A 17,589-nucleotide genomic window follows, 5' to 3' on the forward strand; every position below is an offset into this window, starting at 1 on the left:
AAACAACCTACTATTTACCCAAAAGAATTATCTGCTTCTTTCACTATGCGGTTTCTTAGTTACAGAGCTAACATGGCGGGGTGCAGCTTTTTCATCAGCCGGAACCTTAGATATATCATTTTTGATAGATTTGCCGATAAGTTGAGCAGCTTTTAGAACTTCAGGACTTAGGTTTTTTATGTTATCTAAAGGTTTTTCTATCTGCTGTTCTCTTGCGAGATTCGGAGTTCTACCAATCATCCCATCAACAGACACTTTAAAAAAATCGGCAAGAAGTACCAATGTAACACTAGATAGCATTTTTTGAGTATCATCTTCTTTTAAAAAAGGACGTAATGCATCTTCACTAAGACCAAGTTTTTTCCCTAACTCAGACTGAGTTAAATCGTTTTTGCTTAGCTCCTTATTGATAAAACTCCTTAAATTAGCACTTAATTCTTCAGGAGATAGTTTAGCATATTGTTGTTTTTCTCCAGAGTCAAATTCCTCTCTACCCAACAATTCATTGACAGAGCATTTAAAATAATCAGCTAGTTTGAGTATGTTTTTTATCTCAGGACGCCGATTATCTAGCATCTTCCTCATAGTAGTTTCAGGAACATCTGAAGCCTCAGCTAGTTGACCTACCTTTAGCCCTTCCTCCTTCATTTTTTTATTAAGGAAATCCTTTATATTTTCAAACCAACCCATTAAACATAATCTTTTATAAATTTATCCGTGAAAAACGGTTTTTTTCTTGACAGAAAAAAAACCTTATAGTAAAGTTGTTTGTCTTACCAAATAAATTTAATAAATTCTTTTAGTAAGATAAACTTTAGGAATCGTAACCATTTTATATATAAATTCAACCACTTGTCAATATGTATAAGTTGAATATAAGAAAAATGTTACTAACCCTAAAAAACCCAATCATAAAAGGAAATGCTTTATGAATATATACAATATTTATCTGATAATCAAATATATTATTGCTTATTTAGCAACTTTTTTATTAAAAATGCAACCTAATTTATTATTTTACTCAACAATTAATAGGAATATTTTTCCTATTATCATAATCAGGGGGTTTTGTGCAAAATGATCTTGACGAAAAAACATTCGATGCAAAATATGACAAAGATCTAAAACAACTATATAGTAAGATTATAGCTATATCAGGTTACATAATTGCTATGAGATCAGATTGTCTAAAAGAAGCCAGAAAGACTGAGGCTACTCTAAAGATTCTAGTCAGACGTACGTATGACATTAGAGGTGGACTTTGGATATGTTTGATTACTATATGGTTTTTAGTTGTACTTTTTTTGCAAAAAAACTTTTAGCTAATATAGTCAATTTAGGGGAATTGGGTAGCAGGAGCGATGAGGATGCCTATATAGTCAATTGATGAGAAGTTGGTGACGTCATCGCTCAATGCTCGCCTATTACTTATCACACTACTGGACAAAAATGCTAAATTGATTGCAAATCATATAATTTAAGCAGCTTTATAATAACTGAATCAAGAGAATATTTAAAACAACTATAAGATTGTTTAATTAATTTTATTCCTAATTGAAGTACGGAATAAGCCCTGCACCCTAATGCTTTCTTCATTTTGACTGGTTGTTTTAGTTCTTCAATTGACCCTATTTTTATAATTATCGCATAAGCTATAAATATGCATTTAATAAAACTTTCAAATCTCACTTTGTCCTTTATATGGCTATCCTCCATTCGAAACCCATTACTCTTGCATCCTTTAAATGCCGTCTCTATCTTCCATTATTAAAACATCTATAAGTTTTAATTTGACAAATTTAGAACAATCCCCGACACTTAACAAATCAGTATTGCTAAACTTGGTTGATTGGGTAAGAAAATATCATGCAAGGCATTCCTATATTGGAACCAATGAAATGGGAGAGAATCCCCAAAGAGAATCGTCATCGCCTAATAACTCTATTAGCAACATTATCATTGAAAAAATTGCCAAAATCGATAATAAATATGGAGAAGGCAAATGATAGACAAGGAGAAACAATCAACTCAGAGAATATTATCAAGTGGCAAGATTCAAGCCTATCACCACGATCGTCTGGCGATAGTGTATATAAGGCAGTCAACGCTGCAACAAGTAGAACGGCATAGTGAATCTACTAAATTGCAGTATAATTTAGTAGAGAGAGCTTATGCTCTAGGCTGGAGTGCTGATAAAGTACTTATAATAGATGATGATTTGGGGCGGTCTGGTGCAACTGCTGAAGGTCGTCCTGGATTTCAGCGTTTAGTTGCTGAAGTTGGATTAGACCATGTTGGTATAGTACTAGGAATAGAAGTATCGAGGTTAGCACGATCATGCAAAGATTGGTACCAATTACTAGAAGTATGTGCACTTTTTAGAACCATTATTGCTGATACTGATGGTATTTATGATCCGGTATCCTATAATGATCGACTATTATTAGGTCTTAAAGGTACAATGTCTGAAGCAGAGTTACATATAATTAAGCAACGCATGCTACAAGGGAAGAAAGCAAAAGCACGTCGAGGTGAGTTAGGCATGCAAGTTGCTATGGGATATGTTAGACGACCATCTGGCGAAATTGTTAAAGATCCAGATGAGCAAGCACAGGCAACTATTCAGATGGTATTTGAGTTATTTGAAAAATTTTCTACAATTAATGCAGTATTAAAATACTTAGTCAGTCATAAAATAAAAATGCCTTATAGAGAGCGTAGCGGTTTGCAAAAAGGTGAACTAACCTGGCATCGTCCTAATAGGAATACTTTAGGAAATCTATTACATAATCCCATATATGCAGGTGCTTATGTATATGGACGCAGACCAACAGAGGCACATAGAAAAAAACCTGGCAGACGATCTACGGGGCGTATTGTTGCTAAAATGTCAGATTGGCAAGTATTGTTAAAAGACAAAGTTCCTGCTTATATTAGTTGGCAACAATATGAACGTAATGGCAGACAATTATTATCTAACTCCATACAAGGAATTGGTGTAGCAAGGCATGGTAATGCACTATTAGCCGGACTTGTTGTTTGTGGTCGCTGTGGTTTACGAATGGCAACTTGCTATACAAATAATGGTAATAAATTGCGTTATAGTTGTAGCAGAATGTCTGTAGATTATGGTGAAGATGTTTGCCAATCATTGGTTGGCAATGTTTTGGATGAACTAATTGCTAAGCAGGCATTAGAAGTGTTAAAGCCAGAAGCTTTGGAAGTTAGTTTACGAGTGGCAACAGACCTTGAAACCGAACATAATAATTTACAAAAATATTGGCAAAAACAATTAGAGAGAGGACGATATGAAGTTGAGAGGGCATATCGGCAATATAATTCTTCAGAACCTGAGAATCGTCTTGTCACAAGAACTCTTGAGAAAAAGTGGGAAGAATCATTATCTGCAGAAGAAAAGTTAAAACAGGAATATGCCAAATTCTTAGCTGAACAATCAAAAATTCTGTCTGATGTTGAGCGTCAAACTATATATAAATTAGCTTCTGATATTCCTGCTTTATGGTCATCGTCAACTACTACGGTAGAAGAACGCAAAGAAATTTTACGTTTACTAATAGAATGTGTTGTTGTAAAAATAGAAGGTGTAACAGAGAAAGTCTTGGTAGAAATACATTGGGCTGGTGGATATAAAACTAATACTAATCTTGTTCGTCCTGTGGCAAAATTGGAGCAACTTAGTTATTATGGTAAACTGCTTGAACTAGTAGCCAGTCTCAAAAGCCAAGATATGACATTACAGCAAATTGCTGATATTTTAAATCAACAAGAAGGGTGGCGTCCAGCAAAGCTGTTAAATATTTTTAATGAGAACACGGTTAGTAGCCTACTTATACGTAGTGGTGTAACAGCTACTAACAAAAGAACATTATCAGGAGAAATTAATCGTAGGCAAAATGAATTTACTTTTCGTGAATTATCGCAAAAAATCAATATACCAGAACCAACTTTATATAGATGGATGCAAAGAGAGCAATTAAAAGTCAGGAAAGTTTACAACTCATCACAACGTTGGATTTGGCTAATTACAGCCGATGAGCAAGAGATTAAAAGGTTGATCTCATTAAGAGAACAACCGAAACAGTGGATTTACCATTCCAGGGTAAAAAAGGTAGAATAATAAACAAATAACTATTACAGAGGCATTATGACTGGCAAACTTCGATATCCCATCTTCGTCGATATATTTTAGCCCCGTTGCTCATATTTCTCTATATACTACCGATAAATATTCTCCGCTCTCTAATTTGATATGAGCTAATTTTATTGATATGGAATAAAACTGTGTTTCTAGTACTACAGTTGTAGTTTAGATGTGAGCATTCACGATTTTTTTGTGATGAATAAAAAAACCTGATCACCAAGAATCATTGCGAGGAGACCGTCAGGTCAACGAAGCAATCCATTTCTAATCACTTTCCTGGATTGCTTCGTCGGTCTGGCAACCTCCTCGCAATGACATCTTATACTTTAACCTTTTTTCCGTGAACACTCACATTCAATCTACAACTGTAGTATTAGTCGCTACTAAAGTGGCTCTGAACTATGACGTTAAGGCTAAATACTAATCGGATTTATAACGTTGCCAATTCAAGTTAATTCACTATAGTCAATTGATGGGAAGTTGGTGACGTCGTCGCTCAATGCTCGCCTATTACTTATAGGCGTCGCTCCATCGTTCCTGCTACCCAATTCCCCTGAATTGACTATATGTCATCAGCTAATAATGTTACATCATTATTATGCACATTGTCGCATAAAGAATTATCAATAGTAATATCACTCAAGTAATCCTTTATTACTTCAAGTAAGGAGCCTGCATTTTTAGTGAATTCTTTTAAATTACTACTTATCTTAGGTGACAAATGCACTTGTTTATTGGCTAATAGATCGTGCATAGTGCCTATCTCATTATTCCGCAGTACATACCATAAATCTGTGTTTGTTATTTTGGCACCATTATCTAACAGTGTTTTTCTACAATTATGATGGTTGTCTGCAGAGGCCATATTTAATGGTGTCATACCATTATTATTAGTTACATTTGGGTTTGCCTCCCATCCTAATAACATTTCAGCTATACCAGAATAATTATTTTTTATAGCATAGTGTAATGCAGTATTGCCATTTTCATCCTGATTATTTACATTAGCTTTAGTAAGTAAATGATTTGTTAAATCTATATTACCTGTTTTTACAGCGTGAAATAAGCCCTGCTTTTTAAATAACGCTGATACACCACCGTAATATCCTTTATAAAAAAATTGTTTCAATAATTGCATATTTACCTCTTAATTATTAATGATTGCTTTTTTATTCTACCAAAACAACCGTTTAATACGGTTATTTATTGGTGTTATACAATAGTTTTTCACCTTATGCAAGCACTTATTTTAATAATTCTATATTTTTTTGGTTTTTAGCGTATTCTTTATTATTTAAAATCTCTCTTGCTTTAGCGAGTCTTATAAATCGTCCAAAAGCAAGAATCATAGAGTCAACAAAACCATCAAAACCAAATACCCAATATCGTCTTATAAAGAATGATTTTAGAAAATAAAAAATAATTTCTGTAGCAATTCTTATTTTTGATGGATTCCTACCTAGTTTGACGAAATCTTCTGCCTGCTCGGAAGAATAAAAATTTGCCTTAGCTACCATTTGCTCAATTGACATGCCAGACCTATGATAAATTATACCATTTAACTCATAGATTTTGTCTTGTGGGTTAATATCTGGGTTAAATAACACCGAATCATGAGTAGTAGTACTCATATTATTAGAAAAACTACTATATTTACGGTTATATAATCTGATGAATTTATGATAAGGAGCAAAGCGACGAACTTTATGATCGTTACGGTGCAATATAACATTTTTAGTACGATAAGCTAAATAATTATCTTGAATATTTGAAGCAAATATAAATTCTATTTCATCCTGTAATTCTTTTGACAACTCTTCATCAGCATCAATATTTAATATCCAATCATTCTGACATAAACTCTCACCAAAAGCTTTTTGTTTAACATAACCACCCCATTCGTTAAAAATTACTTTGGTTCCTAAATCTCTAGCAATTTGTACTGTATTATCAGTGCTACCACTATCAACAACAATAATCTCATCGACAATGCCCTTAACACTGTTGATAGCTCTTGTCACTCTAGCGGCTTCATTTTTTGTGATAATAAAAGCTGAAATCTTTAGCATATGACCCCTTATACTCGATAATCAAGTTTTTTGCAGAGCTTATAACTATAGTCAATTCTTCTGAATTGACTATAACAATCTACTTAACTGTAAAGGTAAAGACTAGTTCATGTTTTTAATTTTTTGAGATAATTTACTGATTTTACGTGAGGCGGTATTTAACTTGATAATATTCTTTGTTACGCCTTTCATTATTTCAGATTGTGCAACAATCAACGCTAATCTGGCCGATTCTTTTGAACCGCTAGCAACTTCTTGCAAAACTTTTTTTAAATAGGTTTTAATTCTACTCGCTCTATTCTTATTTATTAAAGTTTTTTTAATTGTTTGTCTTATTGCCTTTTTTGCTGATGAATGATTAGCCATATTTATTATTTTCCTACAGATTCATTAATTTTGTTCTTCATGATTATGACTTTCTGCTTGTGGAGTCATACAACCTTTACTATTTACATCTCTATCAACGAACTCAATATAAGCCAGTGGAGCCATATCGCCATAGCGAGAACCAGCCTTTATTATCCTAGTATATCCACCTGGACGTTCACTATATCTTTTACCTAAAACGCTAATAAGTTTTTCAGTTGCCACTTTATCTTTGATTTTAGCAAGCACCATTCTTCTAGTGGCTAAATCAGACTTCTTAGCCTTAGTTACTAGCACCTCAATATAAGGTCTAAGCTCTTTAGCTTTAGGTAAAGTTGTTTTTATTTGCTCATTCATCACAAGTGCCACAGCCATATTAGCAAACATCGCCTGCCTATGACTACTTGTTCTGTTGAGTTTTCTACCCTTAATTTTATGTCGCATATTGTTACCTTAAATTAATATGGATCTTCGTAACGCTTAGATAAATCCTGAATATTTTCAGGAGGCCAGCCTGCTACGTCCATACCAAATTTCAAGCCAAAAGTGGCTAATATATCTTTGATCTCATTAAGAGATTTTCTACCAAAATTTTGAGTTCTCAGCATTTCTCCTTCCGTTTTGATAACAAGATCTCCTATATAAATTATATTATCATTTTTCAAACAATTTTGAGATCTGACAGATAATTCTAATTCCTCAACTTTTTTCAACAAGGCTGGATTAAATGATAATTCTTCTAATTTATCCTGCTTATCTTCCATTTGTTCTTCAAATGTAATAAATAATTGCAACTGATCCTGCAAAATTCTAGAAGCAATGGCTATAGACATTTCAGGAGAAATACTACCATTAGTTTCAACGATCATAGTTAGCTTGTCATAATCTGTAACCTGACCAACACGTGTATTATCAACTTTATAAGTAACCTTCCTTACAGGACTAAATAACGCATCTATTGGGATTACCCCAATAGCAGCTTCTGAATCAACATTACTCACAGCAGGAACATAACCTTTTCCTGTCTCACACACTAGTTCCATTTCAAGCTGGGCTCCTTTTGCCAAGGTACAAATCATATGATTAGGAGTTAATATCTCCACATCATGACCTGCCCCAATCATACCGGCAGTCACCACACAAGGTCCAGTAGCACTTAATCTTACAACCTTCTTTTCGGAAGAATGCATCTTAATGACTAAGGACTTAAGATTTAAAACTACATCAACTAAATCTTCTTTAACACCAGGTATAGCAGAAAATTCATGCACCACCCCTGGTATTTTTATCGAAGTTATTGCAGCACCCTGAAGAGAAGAAAGCAAAATTCTCCTCATAGCATTACCTATTGTTAGCCCAAACCCTCTCTCTAAAGGCTCAACTACAACCTTTACTATATTAGCATTCTTATCAGGACTGTCATACACGATCTTCGGCTTGATCAGTGAGTTCCAGTTTTTATTTAATAATAACATTATTTACTACCTATCTATACTCTTCTTCTCTTTGGCGATCTAACACCGTTATGAGCAACGGCGGAAACATCCAAAATTGAGGTAACTATAAAATTTTGACTAAACACTGCCCGCATAGCCGATTCTCTTTGCGCCCCTGCCCCTTGCACTCTAATTGAAACAGTTTTAAGACCATGCTCTTTTGCTGCTTCTGAGGCTTTATCAACAGTTATTTGAGCAGCATAAGGAGTAGCTTTTCTAGCCCCTTTAAAACCATGTGTACCGGCTGTTGAGAACGCTATAGCATTACCTTGCACATCTGTAAAAGTCACAATAGTATTATTAAAAGTTGTTTTTATATGAACAACACCAAGAGTGATATTTTTTCTTTTTTTCTTGATCTTAGTATTAGCCTGACTCATTATTATACCATATTACTTTGTAACTTTTTTCTTACCGGCAATTGCAATAGCTTTGCCTTTTCTTGTTCTAGCATTAGAATGAGTATTTTGTCCTCGCACAGGCAGTTTTCTTATATGCCTGAGACCTTGGTAACTTCTAATATCTTTTTTCTTCTTGATGTTAAGAGTTACTTCTCTTCTTAAATCACCTTCTACTTTATATTCTTTTTCAATAACACTACGTAAAACAATAAGTTCTTGATCAGTTAAGTCTTTAACCCTTTTACTCTCAGATATCCCAGTCTTCTGACAAATTTTTCCTGCAGCAGAAGAGCCGAGTCCATAAATATATGTTAAACTCACTACTAATCTTTTGTTTGCTGGAATGTTAACACTCGCTATTCTTGCCACAAATAATCTCCAAATTTTGATAACAACCAAAAGGGAATAATATAAAAATATCCCTTAAAGTCAAATAATTTCTAACATTTTATCTAAAACATCTTCTACTTCTTGCTTATCCTTACTTGCATCAACAACATAGAATTCACTATTATCTCTATAATAGCTAAGTAACGGATAAGTTTCTATCTTATATTCTTCTATTCTATGTTTAATAGTCTGTTCATCATCATCTTGTCGATGAATGAACTTATCCGATCCACAAACATCACAAACATTATCAATCTTAGGCTTAATAAAGTAACTATTATAAATTTGTTTACAATTTGCACAACTAAATCTACCCAAAATCCTCTTAATAATTACTTGATCGTCTATCTCAAAAAACACCACTTTAATCTTTTGACTAGCAAATTCTCTAAGAAAGCTAGCTTGCTCTAGATTACGAGGATAACCATCTAGAACATAACCATTTTTATATATATCCTGAGTTAAAAACTTTTTAACTACATTATTTACCAATTGATGAGGGACAAGTTTTCCTTGTGCCATATACTGTTGAATTAACAACCCCTCTTCATTATTGACCTTTACCATTTGTCTAAATATATCGCCTGTAGACACATGAGGTAAATTTAACTTTCCTGCCAATAACTGCCCTTGAGTTCCCTTCCCTGAGCCAGGAGATCCTATAAGCACTATAATCACTTTAAACCCATCTTTAGATATATAACATAATATATACTTACCACTAAGTATAAAAGTACATTATTTTAAGAATTAGCTACAAAAACTCTAAAATATTCACAAAGCAATTTAAAAATCGCAAAAAACAGTCTACAAACCCAAAGAGTCTATTACTCAATAATCAAATTTTTTGCAAAGCTTATAAATAGTAGGTTGTTCGAAGGAAATTTGAAAATTTGAATATATCCGAGTCACAACATCTATCTTTAAACGCAAAATTTATCATTCCAGGCTACTATTGTCATATATGGACGAGTGAATTTGTCAACAAAGAAAATAAAAAAATAGAGCCACAAAGGAAGCGGTCATATATTCGGCATCAAGTGCCATAATGGTTTCTGCATTCTTATAAATATCCTTGAGTGACCTCTCATTCCCACGGCTTCTAGAGCCTCGACATAATTACGGATTTTATTCAGAATACTTATTCATTAACTCTTTAACTTTCGTTCTCTTTATTGTTACTATTCTTTACTCACAATATTTATCAATTACCAATTTTTATTTAGTTGACATAGTTTCTTCTTTTTTTCCAACTAAACTAATTTGCAACATATTCGCTACCATTGGTGACTACTGCATAAGCAATCCTTGCTAACTTATTTGCTAAACCAACACATATAATATTATATGATTTATTTTCAGCAAATTTCTTCACTGCCCACTGCACTAGTTTATCTTTTGATTCCTTATCACTTTTTGCTCTTATTGCTATTGTCCTTGCGGCTTGAATCAACATAGTTCTGGCATATCTATCTCCTTGTTTGGTAATCCCTCCTAAAACTATCTTATCTCCTGAGCTATGTTGCTTTGGTACCAAACCAAGCGAAGCAGCAAAATCCCTCGGGGTTGGATAACTTTCCATTGGGGCTACACTCAAACAACTAGCATTGATTGCTCCAATGCCAAAAATTGTCTGCAACCTAGTAGCTTTCTCACTTTGCTTATTATTGCTGATAATCAGCTTTTCTAAAGTTTTTTCTTTGTCACATAAATCCTCAATTTCTTTACATTCTAAAAGTAAAATTGACCTTACCCCAGAATTTATATAACCTTTACTATACGCTAACTCTACCTCCAGCCTACATGATTTGCAAAATTTATTTTTACTTAATTTTGTATTATAGCCATATTCACATAAACTTGATATTGTAGAATTAGTTTTTTGCACACGATCTCTGATCGTATTACTTCTAATTTTATGCAAGAATTTTATATCTTGTTCCTCCTTGCTTTTTAGTAGCACAGTTTTTAATTCTGGATCACGAGCCGCTTTGCATATTGCTAACGCATCGTTATAATCATTTTTCTGTTTCGATGTAGCATAAACTTTTACATCTTTTGTTTTCATTAGTTTGACTTGCAAACCAAGCTTAGCAATTTCCTGTGACCAATAATTAGCTCCTCCACATGCCTCCATAGCTACCAATGAACTTTTATCGAGATTGCTTAAATAGGCTATTAACTCATCTCTTGTAACTTTTTGGTAACCTATTTTTTTGCCATTTTGATCGACTTGCACCAAGTGCATACTATTTTTTGCTAAATCTATTCCTATTATAGTATTTTTTATGCTATTATTTATCATGGTATGGACCTATTAATTAAATTATTATTTAATTTGGAGCAGCTGAAAACTATTTTTCAGCTGACTCCGTACAAGTAAAGCATATTTCGCTTCACTCGTCCATACCATCATTCCCGCTTCAGTGCGAAATCTAGATACCTGCTTACGCAGATATGACACTAAATCAAGTTTTAGTTTTTTAATTTCATTTTTTTTATTAACCCCTCATATCTATTGCTAAATAAATGAGTTTGAATTTGGGCAAATGTATCTAAAACAACATTAACAACAATTAAAAAACTTGTTCCCCCTAAAGCAAAAGATACAGAATATTTATTCATTAACATTTCAGGAACTATACATATAAAACTTAGATATATACCACCTATGACAGTTAATCTAGTTAGCAAATAATCAAAATATTCCGAAGTATTTTTACCAGGTCTTTTTCCAGGAATATATGCCCCATATTTCCTCAAATTATTTGCTGTTTCTTCTGAATTAAAAACTATTGCTGTATAAAAAAAGCTAAAAAACATTATCAACGCAACATACAACAAAATATATAGAGGTTTTCCATGCCCTAAATGGAAAGTTACTAAATTCATAATTTCCGAATTATTGCTAGAAAAATTAGCTATTGTTACCGGAAACAATAAAATTGCACTAGCAAATATTGGTGGTATTACCCCAGCAGTGTTAAGCTTAAGAGGCATATGAGTTGAATCACCACCATAAATCTTATTACCAACCTGTCTTTTTGGATATTGTACCAAAACTTTCCTTTGAGCCTTCTCAAAGAAAATTATCATGGCTATAATCAAAATAACTCCTAAACAAATAGCCATCACCACGATAGGAGACAATCCTCCACTTCTTGACAACTCAAACATACTTATAATAGCACTTGGTACTCCAGATACTATACCTATAAATATAATCAATGAGGATCCATTACCAATACCTCTACCAGTAATCTGTTCACCAAGCCACATTAAGAACATGGTACCTACAACTAAGGTAATAACAGTAGTAACCTTGAAAAAAAGCCCAGGTATAATCACTACAGGTCCAACATTAGTTACAACATGTTCCAAACTTATTGCCACACCATACGCCTGAAAAGAAGCTAATAAAACAGTTAAATATCTAGATAACTGATTGATTTTTCTTTTACCAGCCTCGCCTTCTTTTTTTAAATTCTCTAACGGCTTGTAGGCTATTGACATCAATTGAATAATAATTGATGCAGTTATATATGGCATAATTGCTAAAGCAAAAATAGACATCCTACCTAGAGAACCACCAGATAGCATGTTAAACATACCAAGTAAACCAGATTGGTTTTGTTCAGCCACACTGCTCAACGCAACCGAATCAATACCCGCTATAGGAATAAATGAACCAAATCTACATATTATAAGAGCTAGAATAGTAAAAATAACTCTATTAGCTAAGTCTTTATTAGATTTTTGTGTGGATTTTAAGCTCATAAATTACAATATTTGACCACCAACTTGCTCAATTATCTTTTTAGCAGATGCCGAATAAGCATCTAATTGAAACGATAAGGGACTATTAAATTCACCGCTGCTAACAGATAATAATTTAACCAACAACTTACTATTCTTAATTAACCCTACTTCAACTAACTTATCTTTTGTGATAACTTCCGTTGAATTCAAACAACTTTCTGATATTAAAAATTCTATATCGGCAATATTCACTACATTATATTTCTTAGAACTAGGACAATTAAACCCTCTCTTTGGTAATCTTTTAATCATTGGCATCTGCCCGCCTTCAAAACCCTTGATAGCTACACCAGATCTAGATTTTTGACCCTTAACACCTCTACCGCATGTTTTGCCTTTACCGCACCCAATACCGCGTCCTACCCTTTTTTTATCTCTCTTGGCACCAAAATTGTTAGATAACTCATTTAACTTCATTTTATAAACTCTAATTTATATTTTCTACTTTTAATAAATGTTGTACCTTTCTGATCATCCCTCTAATAGAGCTTGTATCTTTTAAAATAACAGATTTATGCATTTTATTTAAACCCAAGCCTATCAAGGTTTCTTCTTGATCATATTTACGACCTATAGTACTACCAATTTGGGTAACTTTAACTTTTGCATCATTCATTTTTTCTTTATCACTATTCATAGATTTCTACAACCCAATTATTACTTATAACATTACTTTAACAAGAAACTATAGCTATAGTCAATTGATGAAAAGTTGGTGACGTCATCACTCACCGCTCGCCTATTACTTATAGGCATCGCTCCTAGCACCAACTCCTTCTGAATTAACTATAATGCTTCCTGTCACTAAAATAACTCACTCTAAGTGACTGCTCAATAATAGCCCAGTTTGATTCGCCTCATCCCAGATTTCACTGGTCTTCCACAATTGCGATATCTTTTTATCAGCCCCCTAAAGAATATAGCTCAAATTATTCTGATATTACTTCTTGTTGCCCTTTTATAGACTGAGTCGATATCTCATTTAAGTTCTTCCCTCTCCTTTCAGCAATATTCTTTGGAGAAGAAAGTTGAGATAACGCATCAAAAGTCGCAGCAATCATTGCATATACATTACTAGACCCTAAAGATTTAGCAACAATATCATGAACCCCTAAAGAATCAAAAATAGCCCTCATAGCACCACCAGCAATAACACCAGTACCCGCCTTAGCTCTTCTTAAAATGACCTTTGCTGCTCCACTTTTACCAATAACATCATGGTGAATGGTTCTACTCTGATAAAGAGGAACCCTAATCATATCTTTCCTTGCTTCTTGGGTAGCCTTAGCTCTAGCCTCTGTTACCTCTTTCGCCTTACCATGACCATAACCAACCTTACCAGATTTGTCACCAGCTACAATACAAGCAGAAAAAGAGAATTTTCTTCCACCTTTTACTACTTTAGTAACTCTGTTTACATCCACCAAAGTTTCGGTTAATGCTTCACCCATATTTTTTTTAGCTTTAGCCATTTCTTAAACCTAAAATTAGAAATTTATTTTCTTTCTTGCTGCATCAGCCAATGCCTTAACAACACCGTGATATTTATAACCACCCTTATCAAATACAACCTCTTGCACTCCTTTAAGCGATGCTCTTTCTCCTATCAACTCACCTACTTTTGTAGCTGTACCAACATTACAGCTAGATTTTTTTAACTGTCTAATTTCTTTATCCAAGGTTGAAGCAGAAGCAATAGTAATTGACTGTTTGTCATCTATAACTTGTGCATATATATGCTTTCCAGATTTAAAAATAGACAATCTGATTCTGTTTGATACCCTTGATATCTTAGACCGTACTCTAGCCTTTCTTGTCTCAAATCTTAACTTTGAACTACGCATACTTAACTTTTAACCCTTAAATTTTAGTTTTTCTTACCTTCTTTTCTTTGAACATACTGCCCCTTACGTTTAATACCTTTACCCTTATATGGCTCAGGCGGTCTCTGCTTTATAATAATTGATATAAACTGACCCAGTTTTTCTTTATCAACACTTTGCAATATAATCTGATTCTGTTTAGGAGCGGTAACTTTTATATTCTGAGGTATCTCGATTTTAGTATTATGACTTTTAGCGAGCATTAAGTTTAAATATTTATCTTTCACCAAAGCCTTATAACCAACACCATTTATTTCAAGCTCCTCTGTAAAACCTTCACTAACACCTTTCATCATACCATTTATTATACTTCGTGCCGTACCCCACATCGACCTAGCACTTTTAGTCTCTGCTAATGGTTTAACAACAAGCTGATTATCTTGCAATGAAATTGCTATATTACCGGCAAAAGTCTTTGATAATTCTCCCTTAGGACCGACAACATTGACTTTCAACCCATCAAGCTCAACTTTTACCCCTTCAGGTACAGGGACTGGCAATTTTCCAACACGTGACATTTTTATACCTTAAAACACTTTACAAATTACTTCACCGCCAATCTTTTGGCTATGTGCTTCTCTATCAGATAACACGCCTCTAGAAGTAGAAAGAATATAAATACCCATATTGTTATAATATCCTTTTAATTTATCAATGGAAGAATAAATCCTCTTACCTGGTTTTGAAACTCTATTTATTTCACGTATAGCAGGTTTTCCATTAACAGAATATTTTAAATCCACCTCAATGTGACTTATATTATCATTCTTAACAACTACATACTCTTTGATATAACCTTCCTTTTTTAAAACATCCAAAATGGCACATTTTATTTTTGAAGAAGGTAGAGATATACTCATCAATTTACTTTTTTGACCATTTCTAATTCTAGTCAACATATCTGCTATATTATCTGTCATTGACATACGATAAACCTACTTTTTACCAACTTGCTTTAACTAAACCAGGAACCAATCCCTTACTACCAAGCTCTCTCAGCTTATTTCGTGATAAACCAAATTTACTGTACACTCCTCTTGGACGCCCAGTAAGTTCACACCTATTTCTAACTCTATTCATAGCTGAATTCCTAGGTAACTTAGCCAGAACCATCACTAGCGAAAATCTCTCTTCTAAAGATAAGTTTTTGTCGTAAATCTTGTCTCTTAACTTAGCACGCTTATTATACAAACTTTGTGCCATCTTTCTTCTTCTATTATTCTTTTTTATAGAACTTACTTTAGCCATCTTCTTTCTTCAAAAATTAATTATAAAAAGGCAAATTAAAGCCTGAAAGTAATGATTTACCCTCTTCATTATTTGTAGCACTTGTAACAATCGTAATATCCATACCACGAATTACATCTATCTTATCGTAATTAATCTCTGGAAAAACAATTTGCTCTTTTATCCCAAAAGTAAAATTACCTCTACCATCAAAACTTTTACTTGAAAAGCCTCTAAACTCTTTTATACGTGGTAGAGCAACAAGTACTAGCCTTTCAAGAAAATCATACATTCTATCTTTACGCAAAGTAACTTTGCAACCAACTTTCATACCTTCACGAAGTTTAAAAGTAGCAATAGACTTCTTTGCCTCAGTTACCAAAGGCTTTTGCCCTGAAATTAAAGTTAGATCATTAACAGCATGATTAATTATTTTAGAATCAGCAACCGTTTCACCAACTCCCATATTAACAACAATTTTTATAACCTTAGGTATCTGATGTTTATTATCATAAGCAAACTTTTTTTGTAAGCTTGGGACAATCTCTTTACCGTATAAATCTTTAAACCTGAACAACATTACTTACCTTCCTTACTGATAATTTCACCAGACTTCTTAGCTACTCTTACTTTAGAACCATCATCTAGAAATTTAAAAGCAATTTTTGTACCAGTACCTGTCTTAGGGTCTACATGAGCAACATTGGATATATGTATTGATAATTCCTTTGAAACTATGCCACCTTCACTTGCTTTACTTGGCTTAACATGCTTGCGTGCAATATTTACCCCTGAAACAATGGCTCTATTCTGTTCTGGGAAAACTTTTAACACTTTACCCTTTTTTCCCTTATTTTTTCCGGTGATAACAATAACTTCATCACCTTTCTTGATTTTTAACTTAACCATTACAATACCTCTTCTGCCAGCGACATAATCTTAACGAATTTTTTTGCCCTTAATTCTCTAGTTACAGGACCAAAAACCCTCGTACCTATCGGCTCTCCCTGTTTATTCAAAAGTACTACTGCATTGGAATCAAATTTAATTGTACTACCATCTGCTCTTCTAACACCCTTCTTTGATCTAACAAGCAACGCCATATATATCTCACCTTTCTTTACTTTGCCATTTGGTGACGCTTCTTTTACAGAGACCACAAAGAAATCTGCAAGGTATGCTATCATGCGGTGTGAACCACCAAGCACTTTAATACACATAACTTTTTTAGCACCAGAATTATCAGCAACATCTAAGATGCTCTGCATCTGAATCATAACTTACTCCCACTTGAGAATTTAATAATGCCACAAGATAAACAATCTAAACAACAAAGTCAAAGGATAAAAACTACCTTTCTTTTAGATTTTCTAGAATATTTTTCTAATAAGCATATTTATAAACATTACCATAAGCAAAGAACCGTAACGTACGGAAATACATACGAAAACAGATTTACCAACAAAATAATAACTAACCCTAAGAGGCTGCCCGCGATAACTAATTAATTATCGCAGGCAACCTCCTAGCATTAAAGAGGTATATTTATACCCCTAATACCACCCAAGACTTAGTCTTAGATATAGGGCGACTTTCAACTATACTAACCTTATCACCATCCTTATACGTATTTTCTGGATCATGAGCAGCGTATTTCTTAGAAACTTTTACAATTTTTTTATACATAGGATGCTTAAACCTACGCTCCACTTTAACCGTAATAGTTTTATCTGTTTTTGAACTTACAACAACGCCCTGCAACACTCTTTTCGGCAT

27 protein-coding genes are annotated in these 17,589 nt (G+C 33.5%); 4 read left to right on the forward strand and 23 right to left on the reverse strand.

Features of this window, described 5'->3' with window-relative positions:
* Positions 1–27: 27 nt before the first annotated feature.
* On the reverse strand, positions 28–690 hold the full coding sequence (locus ACQH1V_RS02405) for a helix-turn-helix domain-containing protein (protein WP_094648916.1): 663 nt from the start codon (positions 688–690) through the stop codon (positions 28–30).
* A gap of 380 nt (positions 691–1,070) precedes the next feature.
* Between ACQH1V_RS02405 and ACQH1V_RS02410 the strand changes: the two genes are divergently transcribed.
* Positions 1,071–1,322 (forward strand): hypothetical protein, encoded by a 252-nt coding sequence (locus ACQH1V_RS02410; RefSeq protein WP_094648915.1) that lies wholly within the window; start codon positions 1,071–1,073, stop codon positions 1,320–1,322.
* A gap of 130 nt (positions 1,323–1,452) precedes the next feature.
* Here ACQH1V_RS02410 and ACQH1V_RS02415 read toward each other — a convergent pair whose 3' ends face one another.
* Complete coding sequence (locus tag ACQH1V_RS02415; RefSeq protein WP_425360689.1) at positions 1,453–1,716, reverse strand: hypothetical protein; 264 nt, start codon at positions 1,714–1,716, stop codon at positions 1,453–1,455.
* Positions 1,717–1,790: 74 nt separating this feature from the next.
* Between ACQH1V_RS02415 and ACQH1V_RS02420 the strand changes: the two genes are divergently transcribed.
* Both ACQH1V_RS02420 and ACQH1V_RS02425 read left to right on the forward strand, forming a co-directional pair.
* On the forward strand, positions 1,791–2,006 hold the full coding sequence (locus ACQH1V_RS02420; protein ID WP_425360492.1) for a hypothetical protein: 216 nt from the start codon (positions 1,791–1,793) through the stop codon (positions 2,004–2,006).
* Entirely contained in the window at positions 2,003–4,138 is a 2,136-nt protein-coding gene (locus ACQH1V_RS02425) for a recombinase family protein (RefSeq protein WP_425360690.1), read from the forward strand. Before ACQH1V_RS02420 ends, ACQH1V_RS02425 begins: the two co-directional genes overlap by 4 nt.
* 586 nt (positions 4,139–4,724) lie before the next feature.
* On the opposite strand, the gene ACQH1V_RS02430 is transcribed toward ACQH1V_RS02425, so the two are convergent.
* From ACQH1V_RS02430 to rplN, 20 genes are all read right to left on the reverse strand, one after another.
* Positions 4,725–5,300 (reverse strand): ankyrin repeat domain-containing protein, encoded by a 576-nt coding sequence (locus tag ACQH1V_RS02430; RefSeq protein WP_425360691.1) that lies wholly within the window; start codon positions 5,298–5,300, stop codon positions 4,725–4,727.
* Between the two features lie 106 nt (positions 5,301–5,406).
* On the reverse strand, positions 5,407–6,231 hold the full coding sequence (locus tag ACQH1V_RS02435) for a glycosyltransferase family 2 protein (RefSeq protein WP_425360692.1): 825 nt from the start codon (positions 6,229–6,231) through the stop codon (positions 5,407–5,409).
* A 102-nt stretch (positions 6,232–6,333) separates the two neighbouring features.
* Positions 6,334–6,597 (reverse strand): 30S ribosomal protein S20, encoded by a 264-nt coding sequence (gene rpsT, locus ACQH1V_RS02440; protein WP_250310928.1) that lies wholly within the window; start codon positions 6,595–6,597, stop codon positions 6,334–6,336.
* 24 nt (positions 6,598–6,621) lie between these two features.
* On the reverse strand, positions 6,622–7,041 hold the full coding sequence (rplQ, locus tag ACQH1V_RS02445; RefSeq protein WP_094648910.1) for a 50S ribosomal protein L17: 420 nt from the start codon (positions 7,039–7,041) through the stop codon (positions 6,622–6,624).
* Between the two features lie 14 nt (positions 7,042–7,055).
* Complete coding sequence (locus ACQH1V_RS02450) at positions 7,056–8,072, reverse strand: DNA-directed RNA polymerase subunit alpha (protein ID WP_425360693.1); 1,017 nt, start codon at positions 8,070–8,072, stop codon at positions 7,056–7,058.
* Between the two features lie 14 nt (positions 8,073–8,086).
* Complete coding sequence (gene rpsK / locus ACQH1V_RS02455) at positions 8,087–8,473, reverse strand: 30S ribosomal protein S11 (RefSeq protein WP_094648908.1); 387 nt, start codon at positions 8,471–8,473, stop codon at positions 8,087–8,089.
* Between the two features lie 12 nt (positions 8,474–8,485).
* On the reverse strand, positions 8,486–8,863 hold the full coding sequence (rpsM, locus tag ACQH1V_RS02460) for a 30S ribosomal protein S13 (RefSeq protein WP_341749194.1): 378 nt from the start codon (positions 8,861–8,863) through the stop codon (positions 8,486–8,488).
* A gap of 60 nt (positions 8,864–8,923) precedes the next feature.
* Entirely contained in the window at positions 8,924–9,562 is a 639-nt protein-coding gene (locus ACQH1V_RS02465) for an adenylate kinase (RefSeq protein ID WP_094648906.1), read from the reverse strand.
* Between the two features lie 580 nt (positions 9,563–10,142).
* Positions 10,143–11,189 carry an IS110 family transposase gene (locus tag ACQH1V_RS02470; protein WP_425360001.1) on the reverse strand — a complete coding sequence of 349 codons (1,047 nt, stop codon included), beginning with the start codon at positions 11,187–11,189 and terminating at the stop codon, positions 10,143–10,145.
* 170 nt (positions 11,190–11,359) lie between these two features.
* Complete coding sequence (gene secY, locus ACQH1V_RS02475; RefSeq protein ID WP_425360694.1) at positions 11,360–12,661, reverse strand: preprotein translocase subunit SecY; 1,302 nt, start codon at positions 12,659–12,661, stop codon at positions 11,360–11,362.
* A 3-nt stretch (positions 12,662–12,664) separates the two neighbouring features.
* Positions 12,665–13,120 (reverse strand): 50S ribosomal protein L15, encoded by a 456-nt coding sequence (rplO, locus tag ACQH1V_RS02480; protein WP_425360695.1) that lies wholly within the window; start codon positions 13,118–13,120, stop codon positions 12,665–12,667.
* Between the two features lie 10 nt (positions 13,121–13,130).
* Positions 13,131–13,319, reverse strand: a complete 189-nt coding sequence (gene rpmD / locus ACQH1V_RS02485) for a 50S ribosomal protein L30 (protein ID WP_375330537.1) — start codon at positions 13,317–13,319, stop codon at positions 13,131–13,133.
* 313 nt (positions 13,320–13,632) lie between these two features.
* Positions 13,633–14,175 (reverse strand): 30S ribosomal protein S5, encoded by a 543-nt coding sequence (gene rpsE / locus ACQH1V_RS02490; protein WP_094648902.1) that lies wholly within the window; start codon positions 14,173–14,175, stop codon positions 13,633–13,635.
* A 15-nt stretch (positions 14,176–14,190) separates the two neighbouring features.
* On the reverse strand, positions 14,191–14,547 hold the full coding sequence (gene rplR, locus ACQH1V_RS02495; protein ID WP_425360696.1) for a 50S ribosomal protein L18: 357 nt from the start codon (positions 14,545–14,547) through the stop codon (positions 14,191–14,193).
* A gap of 23 nt (positions 14,548–14,570) precedes the next feature.
* Positions 14,571–15,104: a 50S ribosomal protein L6 gene (rplF, locus tag ACQH1V_RS02500; RefSeq protein WP_341749199.1), complete on the reverse strand. Its 534-nt coding sequence runs from the start codon at positions 15,102–15,104 to the stop codon at positions 14,571–14,573.
* A 9-nt stretch (positions 15,105–15,113) separates the two neighbouring features.
* Entirely contained in the window at positions 15,114–15,512 is a 399-nt protein-coding gene (gene rpsH / locus ACQH1V_RS02505; RefSeq protein ID WP_094648899.1) for a 30S ribosomal protein S8, read from the reverse strand.
* 16 nt (positions 15,513–15,528) lie between these two features.
* Positions 15,529–15,834 carry a 30S ribosomal protein S14 gene (gene rpsN, locus ACQH1V_RS02510; RefSeq protein WP_341759454.1) on the reverse strand — a complete coding sequence of 102 codons (306 nt, stop codon included), beginning with the start codon at positions 15,832–15,834 and terminating at the stop codon, positions 15,529–15,531.
* Between the two features lie 16 nt (positions 15,835–15,850).
* On the reverse strand, positions 15,851–16,393 hold the full coding sequence (gene rplE / locus ACQH1V_RS02515) for a 50S ribosomal protein L5 (RefSeq protein WP_425360697.1): 543 nt from the start codon (positions 16,391–16,393) through the stop codon (positions 15,851–15,853).
* On the reverse strand, positions 16,393–16,722 hold the full coding sequence (gene rplX / locus ACQH1V_RS02520) for a 50S ribosomal protein L24 (protein WP_094648897.1): 330 nt from the start codon (positions 16,720–16,722) through the stop codon (positions 16,393–16,395). The genes rplE and rplX overlap by 1 nt, the downstream gene beginning before the upstream one ends.
* The gene (rplN, locus tag ACQH1V_RS02525) at positions 16,722–17,090 is read right to left on the reverse strand and encodes a 50S ribosomal protein L14 (RefSeq protein WP_094648896.1); all 369 of its coding nucleotides are present in this window, start codon (positions 17,088–17,090) and stop codon (positions 16,722–16,724) included. Before rplN ends, rplX begins: the two co-directional genes overlap by 1 nt.
* 27 nt (positions 17,091–17,117) lie before the next feature.
* On the opposite strand from rplN, the gene ACQH1V_RS02530 reads away from it, so the two are divergent.
* Complete coding sequence (locus ACQH1V_RS02530; protein ID WP_133062920.1) at positions 17,118–17,321, forward strand: hypothetical protein; 204 nt, start codon at positions 17,118–17,120, stop codon at positions 17,319–17,321.
* A gap of 37 nt (positions 17,322–17,358) precedes the next feature.
* On the opposite strand, the gene rpsQ is transcribed toward ACQH1V_RS02530, so the two are convergent.
* Positions 17,359–17,589, reverse strand: a complete 231-nt coding sequence (gene rpsQ / locus ACQH1V_RS02535) for a 30S ribosomal protein S17 (RefSeq protein ID WP_094648895.1) — start codon at positions 17,587–17,589, stop codon at positions 17,359–17,361.

This window comes from Candidatus Tisiphia endosymbiont of Ceraclea dissimilis, from assembly GCF_964030735.1.
Lineage (GTDB): Bacteria > Pseudomonadota > Alphaproteobacteria > Rickettsiales > Rickettsiaceae > Tisiphia.